General features: G+C 68.9%; 13 protein-coding genes. 6 read left to right on the top strand and 7 right to left on the bottom strand.

The genetic code is table 11. The features are described 5' to 3' along the window. Window positions 1-3 precede the first annotated feature (3 nt). Together gyrA and gyrB are read right to left on the bottom strand one after the other, a co-directional pair. Window positions 4-2,523: a DNA gyrase subunit A gene (gene gyrA / locus H0524_RS07480; RefSeq protein ID WP_180197983.1), complete on the bottom strand. Its 2,520-nt coding sequence runs from the start codon at window positions 2,521-2,523 to the stop codon at window positions 4-6. Between the two features lie 121 nt (window positions 2,524-2,644). Then, on the bottom strand, window positions 2,645-4,591 hold the full coding sequence (gene gyrB, locus H0524_RS07475; protein ID WP_180197982.1) for a DNA topoisomerase (ATP-hydrolyzing) subunit B: 1,947 nt from the start codon (window positions 4,589-4,591) through the stop codon (window positions 2,645-2,647). Window positions 4,592-5,083: 492 nt separating this feature from the next. Between gyrB and H0524_RS07470 the strand changes: the two genes are divergently transcribed. Next, on the top strand, window positions 5,084-5,665 hold the full coding sequence (locus H0524_RS07470) for a hypothetical protein (protein ID WP_180197981.1): 582 nt from the start codon (window positions 5,084-5,086) through the stop codon (window positions 5,663-5,665). Here the strand turns inward: H0524_RS07470 and H0524_RS07465 are convergent. From H0524_RS07465 to dnaA, 5 genes are all read right to left on the bottom strand, one after another. Continuing rightward, window positions 5,656-6,252 (bottom strand): DUF721 domain-containing protein, encoded by a 597-nt coding sequence (locus H0524_RS07465; RefSeq protein ID WP_180197980.1) that lies wholly within the window; start codon window positions 6,250-6,252, stop codon window positions 5,656-5,658. The genes H0524_RS07470 and H0524_RS07465 overlap by 10 nt on opposite strands. Next, on the bottom strand, window positions 6,242-7,375 hold the full coding sequence (recF, locus tag H0524_RS07460) for a DNA replication/repair protein RecF (protein WP_180197979.1): 1,134 nt from the start codon (window positions 7,373-7,375) through the stop codon (window positions 6,242-6,244). The genes H0524_RS07465 and recF overlap by 11 nt, the downstream gene beginning before the upstream one ends. Window positions 7,376-7,389: 14 nt before the next feature. Beyond that, window positions 7,390-8,361 carry a phosphogluconate dehydrogenase (NAD(+)-dependent, decarboxylating) gene (gnd, locus tag H0524_RS07455; protein ID WP_180197978.1) on the bottom strand — a complete coding sequence of 324 codons (972 nt, stop codon included), beginning with the start codon at window positions 8,359-8,361 and terminating at the stop codon, window positions 7,390-7,392. Beyond that, window positions 8,303-9,436 (bottom strand): DNA polymerase III subunit beta, encoded by a 1,134-nt coding sequence (gene dnaN, locus H0524_RS07450; RefSeq protein ID WP_180197977.1) that lies wholly within the window; start codon window positions 9,434-9,436, stop codon window positions 8,303-8,305. Before dnaN ends, gnd begins: the two co-directional genes overlap by 59 nt. 814 nt (window positions 9,437-10,250) lie before the next feature. Next, window positions 10,251-12,020 (bottom strand): chromosomal replication initiator protein DnaA, encoded by a 1,770-nt coding sequence (gene dnaA, locus H0524_RS07445; protein WP_180197976.1) that lies wholly within the window; start codon window positions 12,018-12,020, stop codon window positions 10,251-10,253. Window positions 12,021-12,712: 692 nt separating this feature from the next. Between dnaA and rpmH the strand changes: the two genes are divergently transcribed. The 5 genes from rpmH (at window position 12,713) to H0524_RS07420 (ending at window position 15,464) form a co-directional block, all read left to right on the top strand. Beyond that, entirely contained in the window at window positions 12,713-12,850 is a 138-nt protein-coding gene (gene rpmH / locus H0524_RS07440; protein WP_018221882.1) for a 50S ribosomal protein L34, read from the top strand. A gap of 35 nt (window positions 12,851-12,885) precedes the next feature. Then, window positions 12,886-13,296 carry a ribonuclease P protein component gene (gene rnpA, locus H0524_RS07435; RefSeq protein ID WP_180197975.1) on the top strand — a complete coding sequence of 137 codons (411 nt, stop codon included), beginning with the start codon at window positions 12,886-12,888 and terminating at the stop codon, window positions 13,294-13,296. Next, entirely contained in the window at window positions 13,293-13,580 is a 288-nt protein-coding gene (yidD, locus tag H0524_RS07430; protein WP_180197974.1) for a membrane protein insertion efficiency factor YidD, read from the top strand. The genes rnpA and yidD overlap by 4 nt, the downstream gene beginning before the upstream one ends. A gap of 3 nt (window positions 13,581-13,583) precedes the next feature. Then, window positions 13,584-14,699: a membrane protein insertase YidC gene (gene yidC / locus H0524_RS07425; protein ID WP_180197973.1), complete on the top strand. Its 1,116-nt coding sequence runs from the start codon at window positions 13,584-13,586 to the stop codon at window positions 14,697-14,699. A 159-nt stretch (window positions 14,700-14,858) separates the two neighbouring features. Then, on the top strand, window positions 14,859-15,464 hold the full coding sequence (locus H0524_RS07420; protein WP_026322934.1) for a R3H domain-containing nucleic acid-binding protein: 606 nt from the start codon (window positions 14,859-14,861) through the stop codon (window positions 15,462-15,464). Window positions 15,465-15,483 lie beyond the last annotated feature (19 nt).

The following is a 15,483-nucleotide window of genomic DNA, read 5'->3' as shown; positions in this document are numbered from 1 at the left end:
CAACTAGTCCTGTTCGTCAGGCTCGTCGGCATTGCGAGCAATCGCCACGATGGTTACGCCATCCGGAAGGTCCATCAGCTTGACCCCCATTGTGTTCCGGTCGCGCGTACGGCGTACAGGCTTCACCGGAGTCCGAATGACACCACCGTTACTGGTGATAGCGAAGAGCTCGTCGTCCGGGTCGATCACCACAGCACCGACCAGACCACCGCGCCGTTCGGTGATCTTCGCAGTCAGCACGCCCTTACCTCCCCGGCCCTGGACCGGGTATTCCTCGATCGGAGTACGTTTCGCGTAACCACCATTGGTGGCCACCAGGACGTCCAAGCCGTGCCGAACGACCTCCATCGCGAGCAACTCGTCGTCCTCGCTGAACCGCATCCCGATCACGCCCGAGGTAGCCCGCCCCATTGGCCGCAGCGCCTCGTCGGAGGCGTTGAACCGGATCGCCAGGGCGTTCTTCGACACCAGCAGGAGATCCTGCTCCGGCGCCACCAGGGCAGCGCCGACCAGTTCGTCGTCCTCGCGCAGGTTGATCGCGATGATGCCGCCGGATCGGTTGGAGTCGAACTCCTCGAGCCTCGTCTTCTTTACCACTCCGTTCTTGGTGGCCAACACCAGGTAGGGGGCGACCTGGTAGTCGGAAATCTCGATGATCTGTGCGATCTGCTCGTCTGGCTGGAAGGCGAGCAGGTTGGCCACGTGCTGGCCCTTGGCCACCCTACTGGCTTCCGGGAGCTCGTACGCCTTGGCCCGGTACACCCGGCCCTTGTTGGTGAAGAACAAAATCCAGTCGTGCGTCGAGCACACGAAGAAGTGGCTGACGATGTCATCCTGCCGCAGGGAGGCGCCGCTGACCCCCTTGCCGCCCCGCCGCTGCGAGCGGTACGCGTCCACCTTGGTGCGCTTCGCGTACCCGGTTCGGGTGATGGTGACCACGACGTCCTCGCGGGCGATCAGGTCCTCCATCGAGACCTCGCCGTCGAACGGAATGATCTGGGTACGCCGGTCGTCGCCCCACTTCGCGACGATCTCGCCCAGCTCCTCCGAGACAATCCGCCGCTGCCGCTCGGGCTTCGCCAGGATGTCCTTGAAGTCGGCGATCTCCAGCTCCAGCTTCGCCAGGTCGTCGAGGATTCGCTGCCGCTCCAGCGCGGCCAGCCGGCGCAGCTGCATGTCCAGGATCGCGGTCGCCTGGATCTCGTCGATCTCCAGCAACCGGATCAGGCCCTGCCGCGCGTCGTCCACCGTCGGCGAGCGCCGGATCAGCGCGATCACCTCGTCGAGGGCGTCCAGCGCCTTGGTCAGACCCCGCAGGATGTGCGCCCGCTCCTCGGCCTTACGCAGCCGGTACGCCGTCCGCCGCCGGATCACCTCGATCTGGTGATCGACGTAGTAGCGGATGAACTGGGCCAGGTTCAGCGTGCGCGGCACACCGTCCACCAGCGCCAGCATGTTGGCGCCGAAGGTCTCCTGCAGCTGGGTGTGCTTGTAGAGGTTGTTCAGCACCACCTTGGCGACCGCGTCACGCTTGAGTACCAGCACCAGGCGCAGGCCGGTGCGGCCGGAGGACTCGTCCCGGATGTCGGCGATTCCGCCGAGCTTCCCCTCCTTGATCAGCTCGGCGATCCGCTCGGCCAGGTTGTCCGGGTTCACCTGGTACGGCAGCTCGCTGACCACCAGTGCCGGGCGGCCCCGCTTGTCCTCCTCGACCTCGACCACGGCGCGCATCCGGATCGAACCGCGCCCGGTGCGGTACGCGTCCTGGATCGCCGCCTGGCCGACGATCAGGCCGTGGGTCGGGAAGTCCGGCCCCCTGACGATCCCCAGGAGGGCTTCCAGGGTGCTCGCCTCGTCGGCCTCCGGGTGCTCAAGGCACCACTGCACCGCCGCACCGATCTCCCGCAGGTTGTGCGGTGGGATCTTGGTGGCCATCCCGACCGCGATGCCTTCGGAGCCGTTGACCAGCAGGTTGGGGATCCGGGACGGCAGGATCGTGGGCTCCTTGGCCCGGCCGTCGTAGTTGTCCTGCAGGTCGACGGTGTCCTCGTCGATGTCCCGCAGCATCTCCATCGCCAGCGGTTGGAGCTTGCACTCGGTGTACCGCATCGCCGCCGCCGGGTCGTTACCCGGGGAGCCGAAGTTGCCGTTGCCATCCACCAGCGGGTAGCGCAGCGCCCAGGGCTGGGCCATCCGGACCAGCGCGTCGTAGATCGCCGAGTCACCGTGCGGGTGGAACTGGCCCATCACGTCGCCGACCACCCGGGAGCACTTCACGTACCCCCGGTCGGGCCGGTACCCCGAGTCGAACATCGCGTAGAGGATCTTGCGGTGGACCGGCTTCAGCCCGTCCCGGACGTCCGGCAGCGCCCGCCCGACGATCACGCTCATGGCGTAGTCGAGGTAGGAGCGCTGCATCTCCACCTCGAGCCCGACCGGCTCGATCCGGTCGTGCGCCACGACGGCGCCGGCGGTCTCGGGGGCGTCGGGCTCGTTCGGTGTGGACTCGGGGGTATCGGTCACTTGTTAACCCTTATCAGACTCAGAGTCGCTTTTGTGCTGTGGATAACCGCTGTGGAAACTGGCCTGACTGTGGATAACTCTGTGGAAATCACCGAGTCGCCGGACCAGACCCGAGCGGGCCTCAGATGTCCAGGAACCGTACGTCCTTGGCGTTACGCTGGATAAACGAGCGACGAGCCTCGACATCCTCCCCCATCAGCACACTGAACAGCTCGTCCGCGGTCGCCGCGTCATCGAGCGTCACCTGCCGCAGGGTGCGGGTGGCCGGGTTCATCGTGGTCTCCCACAGCTCGGGGTAGTTCATCTCGCCGAGCCCCTTGAACCGCTGGATGTCGTCCGGCTTGGCGTTGGGCTTCTTCTGCTGCCGCAGGGTGATCAGACCGTCCCGCTCCCGGTCCGAGTACGCGTACTGCGCGTCGTCGCCCTTCCGGTTCCACTTGATCTTGTAGAGCGGCGGGGCGGCCAGGTAGACGTGCCCCAGCTCGACCAGCGGCCGCATGAAGCGGAAGAGCAGCGTCAGCAGCAGCGTCTGAATGTGCTGACCATCAACGTCCGCGTCGGCCATCAACACGATCTTGTGGTACCGCAGCTTCTCGATGTCGAAGTCGTCGTGGATACCCGTGCCGAGCGCGGTGATCAGCGCCTGGACCTCGTTGTTCTTCAGGACCCGGTCGATCCGCGCCTTCTCCACATTGAGGATCTTGCCGCGGATCGGCAGGATCGCCTGCGTCCGCGGGTCGCGCCCCTGCTTGGCGGAGCCGCCCGCCGAGTCGCCCTCAACGATGAAGACCTCGCACTCGCGGGGGTCGGTTGACTGGCAGTCGGCCAGCTTGCCCGGCATCGAGCCGGACTCCAGCAGCGACTTACGCCGGGCCAACTTGCGGGCCTGCTGGGCGGCGACCCGGGCGCGCGCGGCCTGGGAGGCCTTGGTGATGATGACCTTCGCCTCGGCCGGGTTCCGGTCCAGCCAGTCGACCAGCCACTCGTTGCAGACCCGCTGCACGAAGCTCTTGACCGGGGTGTTGCCCAGCTTGGTCTTGGTCTGCCCCTCGAACTGCGGGTTGGTCAGCTTCACCGAGATGATCGCCGCCAGCCCCTCCCGGATATCCTCCCCGGAGAGCTTCTCGTCACCCTTGAGGAGCCGCTTCTCCGCACCGTACCGGTTGATGACGCTGGTCAGCGCCGACCGGAAGCCTTCCTCGTGGGTGCCGCCCTCATGCGTGTTGATGTTGTTGGCGAAGGTGTAGACCGACTCGCCATACGACTCGTTCCACTGCATGGCGATCTCGACCGACATGCCGTCTTCGTCGGTGCCAAACTCGACCACCGACTTGTGGATCGAGGTCTTCGAGGCGTTCAGGTGCCGGACGAAGTCGGCGATGCCACCCTGGTAGCAGAAGGTGACCTCGCGCGTCTTGCTGTCATCGCCCTCGTCGACTCGCTCGTCGAGGAAGTGGATGGTCAGCCCCCGGCTGAGGAAGGCCATCTCCTGGAGCCGACGGTAGATGGTCTGGAAGTCGAAACTAACGGTATCGAAGACCGTCGGATCGGGCCAGAAGGAGACCGCCGAACCGGTGGCGTCGGTCGGCTCGCCCTTCTCCAGCGGCGTCGGCTTCGAGTCCGTGTACGACTGCCGCCAGAAGTAGCCGTCCTTCTGGATCTCGACAGCCATCCGGGTGGAGAGGGCGTTCACGACCGACACACCGACGCCGTGCAGGCCACCGGAGACGGCGTACGCCTTGCCGTCAAACTTCCCGCCGGCGTGCAGGACGGTCAGCGCCACCTCCACACCCGGCTTCTTGAGCTTCGGATGCGGGTCGACCGGGAAACCACGGCCGTTGTCGGTGACCCGAACCCCACCGTCGGCGAGCAGCACCACATCGATGGTGTCGCAGTGCCCGGCCAGCGCCTCGTCCACCGCGTTGTCCACCACCTCCCACACCAGGTGGTGCAGGCCGCGTTCGCCGGTGGACCCGATGTACATACCGGGGCGCTTACGGACCGCCTCCAACCCTTCGAGGACGGTGATCGACTCTGCGCCGTACTCCTGCTTGTCCTGCGCTGCCACCCTCGGCCACTTTCTCGCGTCGGCCACACCACTGGCGCGACCGGTCACGGGGTTCGGCGGACAGGACGCGACGTCGGGCGCGCGGACCGGCACCGGAGAGTGATCCGGGCCGGGGGCGAACGCGCCGGCCGCCGCGGGTGCCCGCGGATCGCGATCGGCTCGACCTGATGTGGAACGATGATCTCGGGCCCGTGCCGGCCCCGGGTTTCATCGCTCCGCACCGGGTCTTCGTCTCAGACCCAATCCTACTGTGCGTCGGCGACAGATCCACCACTCGGCACCCCTTGCGCGGCAGCTGAGACCTTCATAGCCGGCCGACCACTCACTCCACGACTCCCCCTACGTGCACCGAGCCGGCCGTAGGCTCGCACCGGCCGGCAACGCTCCCGCCCAATGTGTGTCCATCTCGCGATCAACTCCGGCTTGATCTTTGCCGGCTGGAACCGGACGATCGACCCGTTCGGACGGAGATGGCTTGAGAGGTGACACCAGATGGGGCTGGACAACGTCGTGGTGAACTGGCCGCGGACCGGCCGCTTCTACGAACCGGTCGCGCCGGCGGAGTTCGTGGACTTCGGCGAGATCGTCGACATGCCGCAGATCTCCGCACCGACCGCCGCGCTCGCCGAGCTGATCGCCAAGACCGGCACGGTCCGGGCAACCGCGTACACCGAGCTGGTCGATCTGATCCTCGGCCTGGAGAATGTGCTGTACGCCACAGAGAACTCGGAGGAGGACGAGGACCCGGTGATCGACCCGGACGGCTGCGGGTGGATCGCCGACGGAGTCGAACGGTTCGTGGCGCGGCACCGCGTAGTCGACGAGGCAGTCACCTTCGAGACCGTCAGCGCGGTGCTCCGCGCGCTACTCGGCGACGGACGCCTGGCCGAGCAGCAGCTGCGGTGGCTGGACAGCCGGCTGGACCGGCTCCGCGACGACAGCGGCGCTCCGCCGCAGTGGACCTTCACCTGCGCGGAGCTGAGCGTCCTCGCCGCGTTCTACCGCCGCTGCGCCGAGCGGGGCTTCGCGGTCTACGCCGAGTCCGTGGCACCACGCCGGGCCGTTCAGCCGTAGGTGTCCCGGGGGCCGCGGCCCCGCACCCGACGAGGGCCACGCGACCAGGACGGCGCGGCCGGACCGTGGATGTGCAGCCGGCGTACGACGTTGTGGCCCACCTCGCTGGCGATCTGCTGCAGCAGCGAGCCGGCGAGCAGCCGGAGCTGGGTGGCCCAGGCGGTCGAGCGCGCCTCCACGGTCAGCTCGCCCCCTTCCAGCTTCACCGGCCGGCTGTGCTGGGCCACGTCCGCGCCGACCACCCGTTCCCAGGCGCCGAAGACCGTGGCCTCGGCCGCCGGTTGCTGCCAGCCCCGGGCCTTCACCAGCCGGTCCAGCACCGCCCCGAGCGGCTGCGGGTCGCGCGGGTCCGGCCCCGGGCCGGAGTAGCCCCGCGGCCTTCGCCCCCCACCGCTCGCCCCGCCGTTGCGGCTGCGCCGTTGCGGCTGCGCCGCCTGGCGCCGCGCCTTCGCCGCATCCAGCACGGCCCGCGCGAGCTGCGGCCCGGCCGGTGCCTCCGCCCCGGTGTCCGCTGGCGGGGCCGCCCCGTCCGCTCCGGTATCCCCCGCCGCACGGGGTCCGGCGGTGGGTTCCGCCTCATCCGACACGCTGCACCTCCCCCTCGCGGACAACGAACCGCGCGCCGTGCAGACGCGCGGGGAGATCTTCTGCCACCGCACAGGTCACCAGGAGTTGACTCGCCGCACCGACCAGCTCGGCGAGGCGGTCCCGCCGGCCGGTGTCCAGCTCGGCGAAGACGTCGTCCAGCACCAGCACCGGCTCGATCCCGTCAGCGCGCAGTAGGTCGTACCCGGCAAGCCGAAGCGCCAACGCCAACGACCAGGACTCGCCGTGGCTGGCGTACCCCTTCGCGGGCAGTGGCCCCAGCGTGAGGGTGAGGTCGTCCCGGTGCGGGCCGACCAGGGTGGTCCCCCGCTCGATCTCGGCTGCCCGGCCGGCGGCGAGCGCATCGCCCAGCGCCGCGGTCAGCTCCGCCCGGTCCGCGGTTGGGCTGGCCGATTCGACCGACGACCGGTACGTGATGCCGGCCGCGCCCCTACCGGCGGCCACCGCGTCGTACGCCCGGGTGACGTGGGGGGTGAGTGCGGCGACGAGGTCGAGCCGACCGGCGAGCAGCTCGGCACCATGCCGCGCGAGGTGGTCGTCCCAGACCGCGAGGGTGGAGAGGTCCCCGCCGCGGGTACCGCCGGTCTTACGTGCCAGGTACGCGGTGCGCAGCAGCGCGTTCCGCTGCCGGAGCACCCGTTCGTAGTCGGCCCGCACCCCGGCGAACCGGGGCTGCCGGAGCACCAGCAGATCGTCGAGGTAGCGGCGCCGCTGCGCCGGGTCGCCCCGGACCAGCTCCAGGTCCTCCGGGGCGAAGAGCACCAGCCGCAGGGCGCCGAGCACGTCCCGGGCCCGCCGGGCCGGGGACCGGCCGAGCCGGGCCCGGTTGGCCCGCCCCGGAACGATCTCCAGCTCGACCAGCAGCTCCCGCCCCTCGTGCACCACGGTGCAGCGGATGATCCCCGCGGTGGCGCCCATCCGGACCAACGGGGCGTCCGTGGCGACCCGGTGGGAGTCCAGGGTCGCCACGTAGCCGAGCGCCTCGATCAGGTTGGTCTTGCCGACCCCGTTCGAGCCGACCAGGACGTTCGCCCCCGGTTCAAAATCCACGCCGACCCGCTCGTACGAGCGGAAGTCGACGAGTTCCAGCCGGCGGACGTACACGGGTGGTGGGGCCGTCAGCGCTTGCGAACGGCGTGCCCGCCGAACTGCTGGCGCAGCGCGGCGACGGCCTTCATCGCGGGCGAGTCATCCTCCCGGGAGGTGAAGCGGGCGAAGAGCGCGGCGGCGATGACGTTCATCGGCACGGCGAGCCGGACCGCCTCGTCGACGGTCCAGCGCCCCTCGCCGGTGTCCTCGGTGTAGGGGCTCAACTCGGCCAGCTCCGGGTCCTCATCGAGTGCCCGGTCGAGGAGGTCGAGCAGCCAGGAGCGGACAACCGTGCCCTCCCGCCAGGACTTGAAGACACCCGGGACATCGGTGACCAGCTCGGACTTGGCCAGCAGTTCGTAGCCCTCGGCGTAGGCGTGCATGAGACCGTACTCGATGCCGTTGTGCACCATCTTGGCGTAGTGCCCGGCACCGACCGGACCAGCGTGCACGAAGCCGAAGTCTCCGGCCGGCTTCAACGCGTCGAAGATCGGCATCAGCCGGTGCACGTGTTCCTGGGCACCGCCGACCATGAGGGCGTACCCGTTCTGCCGGCCCCAGACGCCACCGGAAACCCCGGCGTCGACGTACCCGATGCCGTGCTCGTTCAGCCGCTCGGCGCGCGGGGCATCGTCGCTGAACCGCGAGTTGCCACCGTCAACGACGATGTCGCCGGCGTCGAGCGCCTCCGCCACCTTGTCGATGGTCTCGTCGGTGACGGCGGCGGGGACCATGACCCACACCGCGCGGGGCGCGTCCAGCTTCTGCGCCATCTCCGCCAGGCTGGCCACGTCGCTCAGCTCGGCCTGGTTGTCGTAGCCGATCACCTCATGCCCGGCGGCCCGCAGCCGCTCCCGCATGTTGCCGCCCATCCGGCCGAGCCCTACCAGGCCGAGCTGCATTGTCCGTACCTCCGTGCGTTGTGGTTCGTCTCGGGTGCGATCAGCGGGAGACGCGGATCGGCATGATGAGGTAGCGGTACCCGGGAACGATCTCACCATCCTCGCCGACGGGAGAAATCACCGCCGGCTTGAAGGCGTCAACGAACGACAGAACGGCGAACTGGGTCCCCATGTTCGAGAGACCGTCGATCAGGTATTGGGGGTTGAAGCCGACAGTCAGCGGATCACCGCTGAAGGTGGCCTCCATCGCCTCGCTGGCGCGGGCCTCCTCGGTGCCACCGGCCTCGACCACCAGTCCGTCACCGTTCAGGCTCAGCAGCACCGGAGTGGTGCGTTCGGCGACGAGCGCGACCCGCTTGACGACCTCGATAAGCGCGCTGACCGGCACCTGGGCCTGCGCGTTGTGGGTGGCCGGAAAGAGCGAGCGGACCGGCGGGTAGTTGGCGCCGTCGAGGAGTCGGCTGGTGGTGCGCCGGGTGCCGCCAACGAAACCGATCATGCCCTCGCCCGCCGCCCCCTGGGAGAGCGCCATGGTGACCTGGCCGCCGAGCGGCCCCAGGGCCTTGGCGGTGTCGTGCAGAGTGCGGGCCGGTACCAGCGCGTTGAGGCTGATCTCCGGGTCTTCCGGGTGCCACTCGATCTCGCGCAGAGCGAGGCGGTAGCGGTCGGTGGCGAGCATGGCCAACGTGCCCCCGGAGAGCTCCAGCCGGACGCCGGTCATCATCGGCAGGGTCTCGTCCCGGCCGGCCGCCACGGCTACCTGGGCAACGGCGGCGGCGAACGCGGCGGCGTCGATGGTGCCAGCGCTGACCGGCATCTCCGGGAGCGTCGGATAGTCCTCGACCGGCATGGTGGGCAGCGTGAACCGGGCGCTGCCGCAGACGAGCTCGAGGTGGGCGCCGACCGCCGCGATGTCGACCGGCTTCGCCGGCAGTGCCTTGGTGATCTCCGCGAGGAGCCGGCCGGAGACCAGGGCGGCGCCGTCGGCGTCCCCCTGCACCTCGACGGTCACCTGGCTGGAGACCTCGTAGTCGAAGCCAGAGACCTGCAGGTTGCCGTCGGTGACCCGGAGCAGCACTCCGGCGAGCACCGGTACCGAAGGACGGCTCGGCAGGCTCTTTGCGGTCCAGGCCACGGCCTCGGCGAGCGCGTCGCGCTCTACTCGGAACTTCATCAATGCCTCCGCGTCAACGTCAGCGCCAACTCTCTCATGCCGACCGCTGCCTGCCGACCCGCCGGGGCGTGCCGGTTCTCCTGGCACCTTAGGGCGCGTGGGCAATGGCGGTACGCCCGGCCCCGTGCATGTCCAGGTGCAGCTGACCGGCTGCGGCGGTCTGCGGCCCGATCCACAGGAAGTCCAACGGTGATGATTGGTTTTTGTTGTCTTTAGAGATCTAACTCATCGTCTTCGTCGCACCTGTGCAAACTGTGGAGAACCTGTGTTGACCCAGGTCAGCCTGGGTATCCACCGGTGGGTTTCCTGTGGAGAACCCGGGGGAAAACCCGGGCTGTCATCCACAGGCCAGAGTTACCCCCAGCTCGTCCACCGTTGTCCACCGGTTATCCACCGGTTATCCACCGACTTCTTCCCCAGACCTGTGGATCGTCGCTCGTAGCTCGACCCGAGTTATCCCCAGAACCTTCAACAGCCCGTCCACACCCGGTCCGCACTCGGTGGACAACGACCTCGTTATCCCCAAGCGTCCACAGCACTACCCCCAGGGTTTTCCACAACCTGTGGATAACGAGGGGGCGATGGCCGCACGTTCTCCACCGACGGAAGCGGAGGCTGTGGACAACGAGCGGGACTTCTCGGCCCCGAACCGGGGCCCGGATCCGGTCCACCACCCAGATCCGGGCCCCGTCGTCCGGTCCGGTGGGGGTGGAGGAGCGCCGAAGGAGCGCCGCTGTGGTGCCGGATTCGGTCGCTCAGCGGGTGGTTCGACGGTTCGGGGCAGCCCGCCGACAGCTGGGGCGGCGGCGGGGCCTCAGCTGTTCTGCTTGATCCGGTTGGTCAGCTCGGCGATCTGGTTGTAGAGCGACCGCCGTTCGGCCATCTGCTGACGAATCTTGCGGTCGGCGTGCATGACCGTGGTGTGGTCGCGCCCGCCGAATGCCTGTCCGATTCGGGGCAGCGACAGGTCGGTCAGCTCCCGGCACAGGTACATGGCGACCTGGCGGGCGTTGACGAGCACCCGCGAGCGGGAGTGCCCACGCAGGTCCTCCAGACTCACCCCGAAGTAGTCGGCGGTCGCCACCATGATCTGGTCGGCGGTGATCTCTGGTCCGCTGCCGTCCGGGATGAAGTCCCGCAGCACCTCCTCGGCCAGCGACAGCTCCACCGACGACCGGGTGAGGCTGGCGAACGCGGTGACCCGGATCAGCGCGCCCTCAAGTTCTCGGATCGAGCTCGACACCCGGGACGCGATGAACTCGAGTACGTCCGGCGGGGCGAACAGCCGCTCCTGGGCGGCCTTCTTCTGCAGGATCGCGATCCGGGTCTCCAGGTCCGGCGGCTGGATGTCGGCGAGCAGACCCCACTCGAACCGGGTTCGCAACCGGTCCTCCAGGGTCGCCAACTGCTTCGGCGACCGGTCGGAGGTGATCACGATCTGCTTGTTGGCGTTGTGCAGCGTGTTGAAGGTGTGGAAGAACTCCTCCTGCGTCCGCTCCCGGTTCTCCAGGAACTGGATGTCGTCGATCAGGAGGATGTCGACATCCCGGTACCGGCGCTGGAAGGCGCTGGTCTTGTCGTCGCGCAGCGAGTTGATGAAGTCGTTGGTGAACTCCTCGGTCGAGACGTACCGGACCGAGTTGGCGTTGCCGAGCGTGGTGGCGTAGTGGCCGATCGCGTGCAGCAGGTGCGTCTTGCCCAGCCCGGAGCTGCCGTAGATGAACAGCGGGTTGTACGCCTTGGCGGGCGACTCGGCGACCGCCACCGAAGCCGCATGGGCGAACCGGTTGGACGAACCGATGACGAACGTTTCGAACATGTACTTCGGGTTGAGCCGGTTGCCACCGCCGTCGGCTGGCGTTGGCAACCGACGGTCCTCGCGACCACCGGGCCGGGACAGGTGGTCCACCCGCCCCGGCCCGCTGTCGGTACCGAGTTCCCGGGGCAGTGCCGGCCCCCCGCGCTGCTCCGCCGCCTCTGCGCGGTAGCGGACGTCGAAGGGACGTTCGGACACTGGTGGGCCCAGTCGGGCCTGCTCGTCAACATCGCGTCGCTCGCCTCGGGGCGGCCCGCCGAAAGCGGAGCCGAACAACGGCTCCTGGCCGTCCTGGGAGACCGGCGTCGGCTGCTCGCCGTACGAACCGGCAGGCACCGTGGCGCGGCGTTCCGGTTGGGCCTGCCCGGGAATCAGCGGGAACTGTTGGTCCACGCCGTGCTCCGGGATCCCTCTCGCGGCATCGCCGGTGGCGCCGCCGGGCAGCGTGCCGACCTCTGGGCTGGGGGCGCTGTGGTAGATGGTGCCGGCCGGGCGGCCGGAGCCGTCTTCCGGCGCTCGTACGGTGACAGCGACCTGGATGGGGCGCCCCAGCCGGCGGGTGAGCGCCTCGGTGATCGCCGGGCGGAGCCGGGACTCAATGACATCTCGGGTGAAGGCGTCCGGTACGGAGACGAGCGCGGTGTCCTCGACGATGGCACGGAGCCGGGTCAGCCGCAGGTAGGCCCGTTGCTGCGCGGAGACGATCTCGTCGGCCAGCTCGTCGGTCGTCGCCGTCCACACCGCGGCAAGGTCGGTTGTATCCGTCACCGTCGTGCCACCCCCTCGCCTCTGTTCCCGGACGCCGCCGTCCTCCCCGTCGGCCGTCCGGGCCCGCCGTGTTCACGCGGTGCTTCTCCCGCCCCGGCTGGCCGAACGACCCTTGTCCACAAGTTATCCACAGCCTGTGTGGGTACCGATTGTGGCCGCCCACGGCATGTGGGTCAGACCTCACCCGGTACGAGCGGGCGCTGAAGCGGGTCATCTTGCCGAACGATCCACCGCCCGATTCGGTCTTGCCTGCCGGCGGCGACCACAGCCGGACCGGCCCCGGGCTTCCGACAGCCACTCGCGATCGGGGCCGACAGCCCTGTACCGCAATCGGGCACGGTAACAGCGATGTCCGGACGCCATCAACAGCGGACGTACGCCGACCGTCGGCGGCAGCAGCGGAAACGTCGGAACGACCGGTGTCGGGCCAGCCGGTGGGAGCGTTGACGCTCGTGGTGCCCCTGCGTACGCTGGAGCGGCTGCTCTCTCACCCTCTGCTAGGGTGATGGATGCTTGCTGTCCGCAGCGTCGGGCAGCGTTGATCGGGGGCGCCGCGAAGGTGTTCCAGATCATGACCTGGTTCGGATCATGACACGACCCGGATCGTGACACGACCTGAAACTGGGACGACCTCGGACCAGACGCGACCCCGGCGATCCCTCGCCCAGGGGTAGGACATCGGAGAGCCTGACGTGAGCAAGCGCACCTTCCAGCCGAACAACCGCCGGCGCGCGAAGACCCACGGCTTCCGGCTGCGCATGCGCACCCGTGCCGGCCGCGCCATCATCTCGACCCGTCGCAGCAAGGGCCGCGCTCGCCTGGCGGCCTGAGGCCGCCAGGTCCGATCGGCAGGGCGTGGAGAGTCGTGCTGACCGCCGCGCAGCGTCTGCGGCGCAGCACTGACTTCGCCGCGGCGGTCCGTGGTGGCCGACGCGTCGGGCGCGGCGTGGTCGTCGTCCATCTGACCTCGCCCGGCACCCCACCGGAGACCTCTTCGACGAAGCCGGCGCGGGACACTGGTGCGGAGCAAACAGCCGCACCGGCCCGCGCCGGCTTCGTCGTCTCCAAGGCGGTTGGCAACGCCGTCGTCCGGAACACTGTCCGCCGCCGGCTGCGGCACCTGGTCCGGGAACGCCTCCCCGGGCTACCGGCCGGGAGCACCCTCATCGTCCGTGCCCTGCCCGCCGCGGCGCACCGGTCGTACCAACGACTCGGTGTTGATCTCGACACCGCGATCGCGGCCGCACGCGCCCCCCGCGGGCGGCGGTCCCGGTGAGTTCGACACCCGATCCAACACCGCCGAGCTCACTTGGTGCCCGGGTGCTGGCCGGGCCCATCATCGCGTACCGTCGGTGGATAAGCCCGGCGTTGCCGGCCCGCTGTCGGTTCTACCCGTCGTGCAGCGCGTACGCCCTGGAGGCGGTGACCCGCCACGGCCCGGTTCGGGGAGCCGGCCTGACGGCCCGGCGGCTGATGCGCTGCCACCCCTTCCACCCAGGTGGATTCGACCCGGTGCCGGAGCCGGGCGGTCGCCGCCGTGCCGATGTGACTGGAGTCTGAGAATTGAGTCTCGACTGGATCTACTACGCGATCTCGTGGATCCTGCTGCGCTGGCATCAGGTGTGGGACGCCATCGGGGTGCCGGAAGGCGTGGTGCTCGGCACCAACTGGTCCTGGATACTGGCGATCATCTTCCTGGTGGTCACCGTCCGGGTGATCCTCTTCCCGGTCTTCGTCAAGCAGATCAAGTCACAGCGGGCGATGCAGGCGCTGCAGCCGCAGGTCAAGGCGCTGCAGGAGAAGCACAAGGGTGACCGGGAGACGCTCCAGAAGGAGATGATGGAGCTCTATCGGAAGGAAAAGGCCAACCCACTCATGGGCTGCCTTCCGATGTTCCTCCAGATTCCGGTCTTCCTCGGCCTGTTCCACGTGCTTCGCCGGCTCAACCCGGACAAGCCCCTGGACAAGAAGACGCTCTACGGCTGGACGGTCGACCAGTTCGACAGCGCATCGATCGCGAAGCTGTTCACCGCGCCGATCGCCGGCAAGTTCGGCTCCTCCCCCGAGGAACTGGCCGCGCTGGGTGCCGACGGCACCACCGTCAAGATCATGGCCGGCATTCTGGTGCTGGTGATGATGGGCACCACCTACCTGACCAGCCGCCAGATGATCCTCAAGACCGGCTGGGCCGAGGACCCGCAGCAGCGGATGATCCAGCGGTTGATGCTCTACGGCATCCCGGCGTCGCTGCTCATCTCCGGCGCGATCTTCCCGATCGGTGTGATCATCTACTGGGTCACCAACAACATGTTCACCCTGGCCCAGCAGCAGTGGGTGTTGCGCAAGTTCCCGCCGCCGCCGAGCGCGAAGTCCAGCACCACTGGTACGCGTGGTCCGGTGCAGCCGGCGAAGAGCGGTGGCCTCTTCGGCCGCGGTAAGTCCGCCCCTTCGGCCGCCACCCCGCCGGCCGCGACCAAGGTCGCCGCACCGAAACCGGGTGCCAAGCCCACCAGCCAGAAGAAGGGGCAGCCGGCCAATCAGAAGGGCCAGTCCACCGGCCAGAAGGCCCAGCCCGCGAACCAGAAGGGGCAGCCGGCCAATCAGAAGGGCCAGGCCGCCGGCCAGAAGAAGGGCCAGCCCGCGAACCAGAAGGGCCGTCCCGCCAAACGGCAGGGCTGATCCGACCGGTGTTCGGCGGTATCTACCTTGATACCGCCGCCGGTGGGCAAAACGCCGCCGGGCCCTGCGGCCACGGGCGAGACTGCCCCGATAGACCTACCCGTGGTACCGGCGTTCCCGCCGGCCCCGGGAGACCAGCGGACCCGACGGTCCGGCCGAGTGAGTACGGAGGAGACCGTGACCGAGACCAGCACGCCCCGCGCTGACGAGTCCCAGGACGCCGAGGGGACGGAGACGACGGCGAAGGGCCAGACCGAGGCGGCCGAGGCCGCAGCCGGCGGCACGGAGCAGCGGTCCACCGGGGAGAGCGATCTGTTCCGGCAGAGTGAGATCGCCGCCGACTACGTGGAGGGCCTACTCGACATCCTCGACTACGACGGGGACATCGACGAGCTGGTCTCCGGTGGACGTCCGGTCGTGGAGGTGGTTGGCGGACGACTCCAGAGCCTGGTGGGCCAGCGCGGCGCCACGCTGGAGGCGTTGCAGGAACTCACCCGACTCGCGGTCTTCCGGCAGACCGGCACCCCCAGCCGACTGCTGCTCGACGTGGGCGGCTACCGGGCGGGCCGTCGTAAGGAGCTTGCCGCGGTGGCGAAGAATGCCGTCGAGAAGGTTAAGGAGCACGGCGAGTCGGTGCGGCTGGAGCCGATGTCCGCCTTCGAACGCAAGTGCGTGCACGACGTGGTCAACGCCATCGACGGGGTGGCGAGCGAGTCTGAGGGCGTCGAGCCGAGTCGGCGCATCATTGTCCGGCCGGCGGACTGAGCGGGTGACTCACGACGCG

Source organism: Salinispora sp. H7-4, from assembly GCF_013416675.1.
GTDB classification, from domain to species: Bacteria; Actinomycetota; Actinomycetes; order Mycobacteriales; family Micromonosporaceae; genus Micromonospora; species Micromonospora vitiensis.
This window is presented reverse-complemented; position numbering and strand designations above follow the sequence as displayed.

Bases quoted from the DNA above. Each gene is read 5' to 3' on its own strand.
- gnd (WP_180197978.1), bottom strand. From the start codon at position 8,361: ATGGTGAGATCGTTCCCGGGTACCGCTACCTCATCATGCCGATCCGCG.
- H0524_RS07470 (WP_180197981.1), top strand. From the start codon at position 5,084: ATGGGGCTGGACAACGTCGTGGTGAACTGGCCGCGGACCGGCCGCTTC.
- dnaN (WP_180197977.1), bottom strand. From the start codon at position 9,436: ATGAAGTTCCGAGTAGAGCGCGACGCGCTCGCCGAGGCCGTGGCCTGG.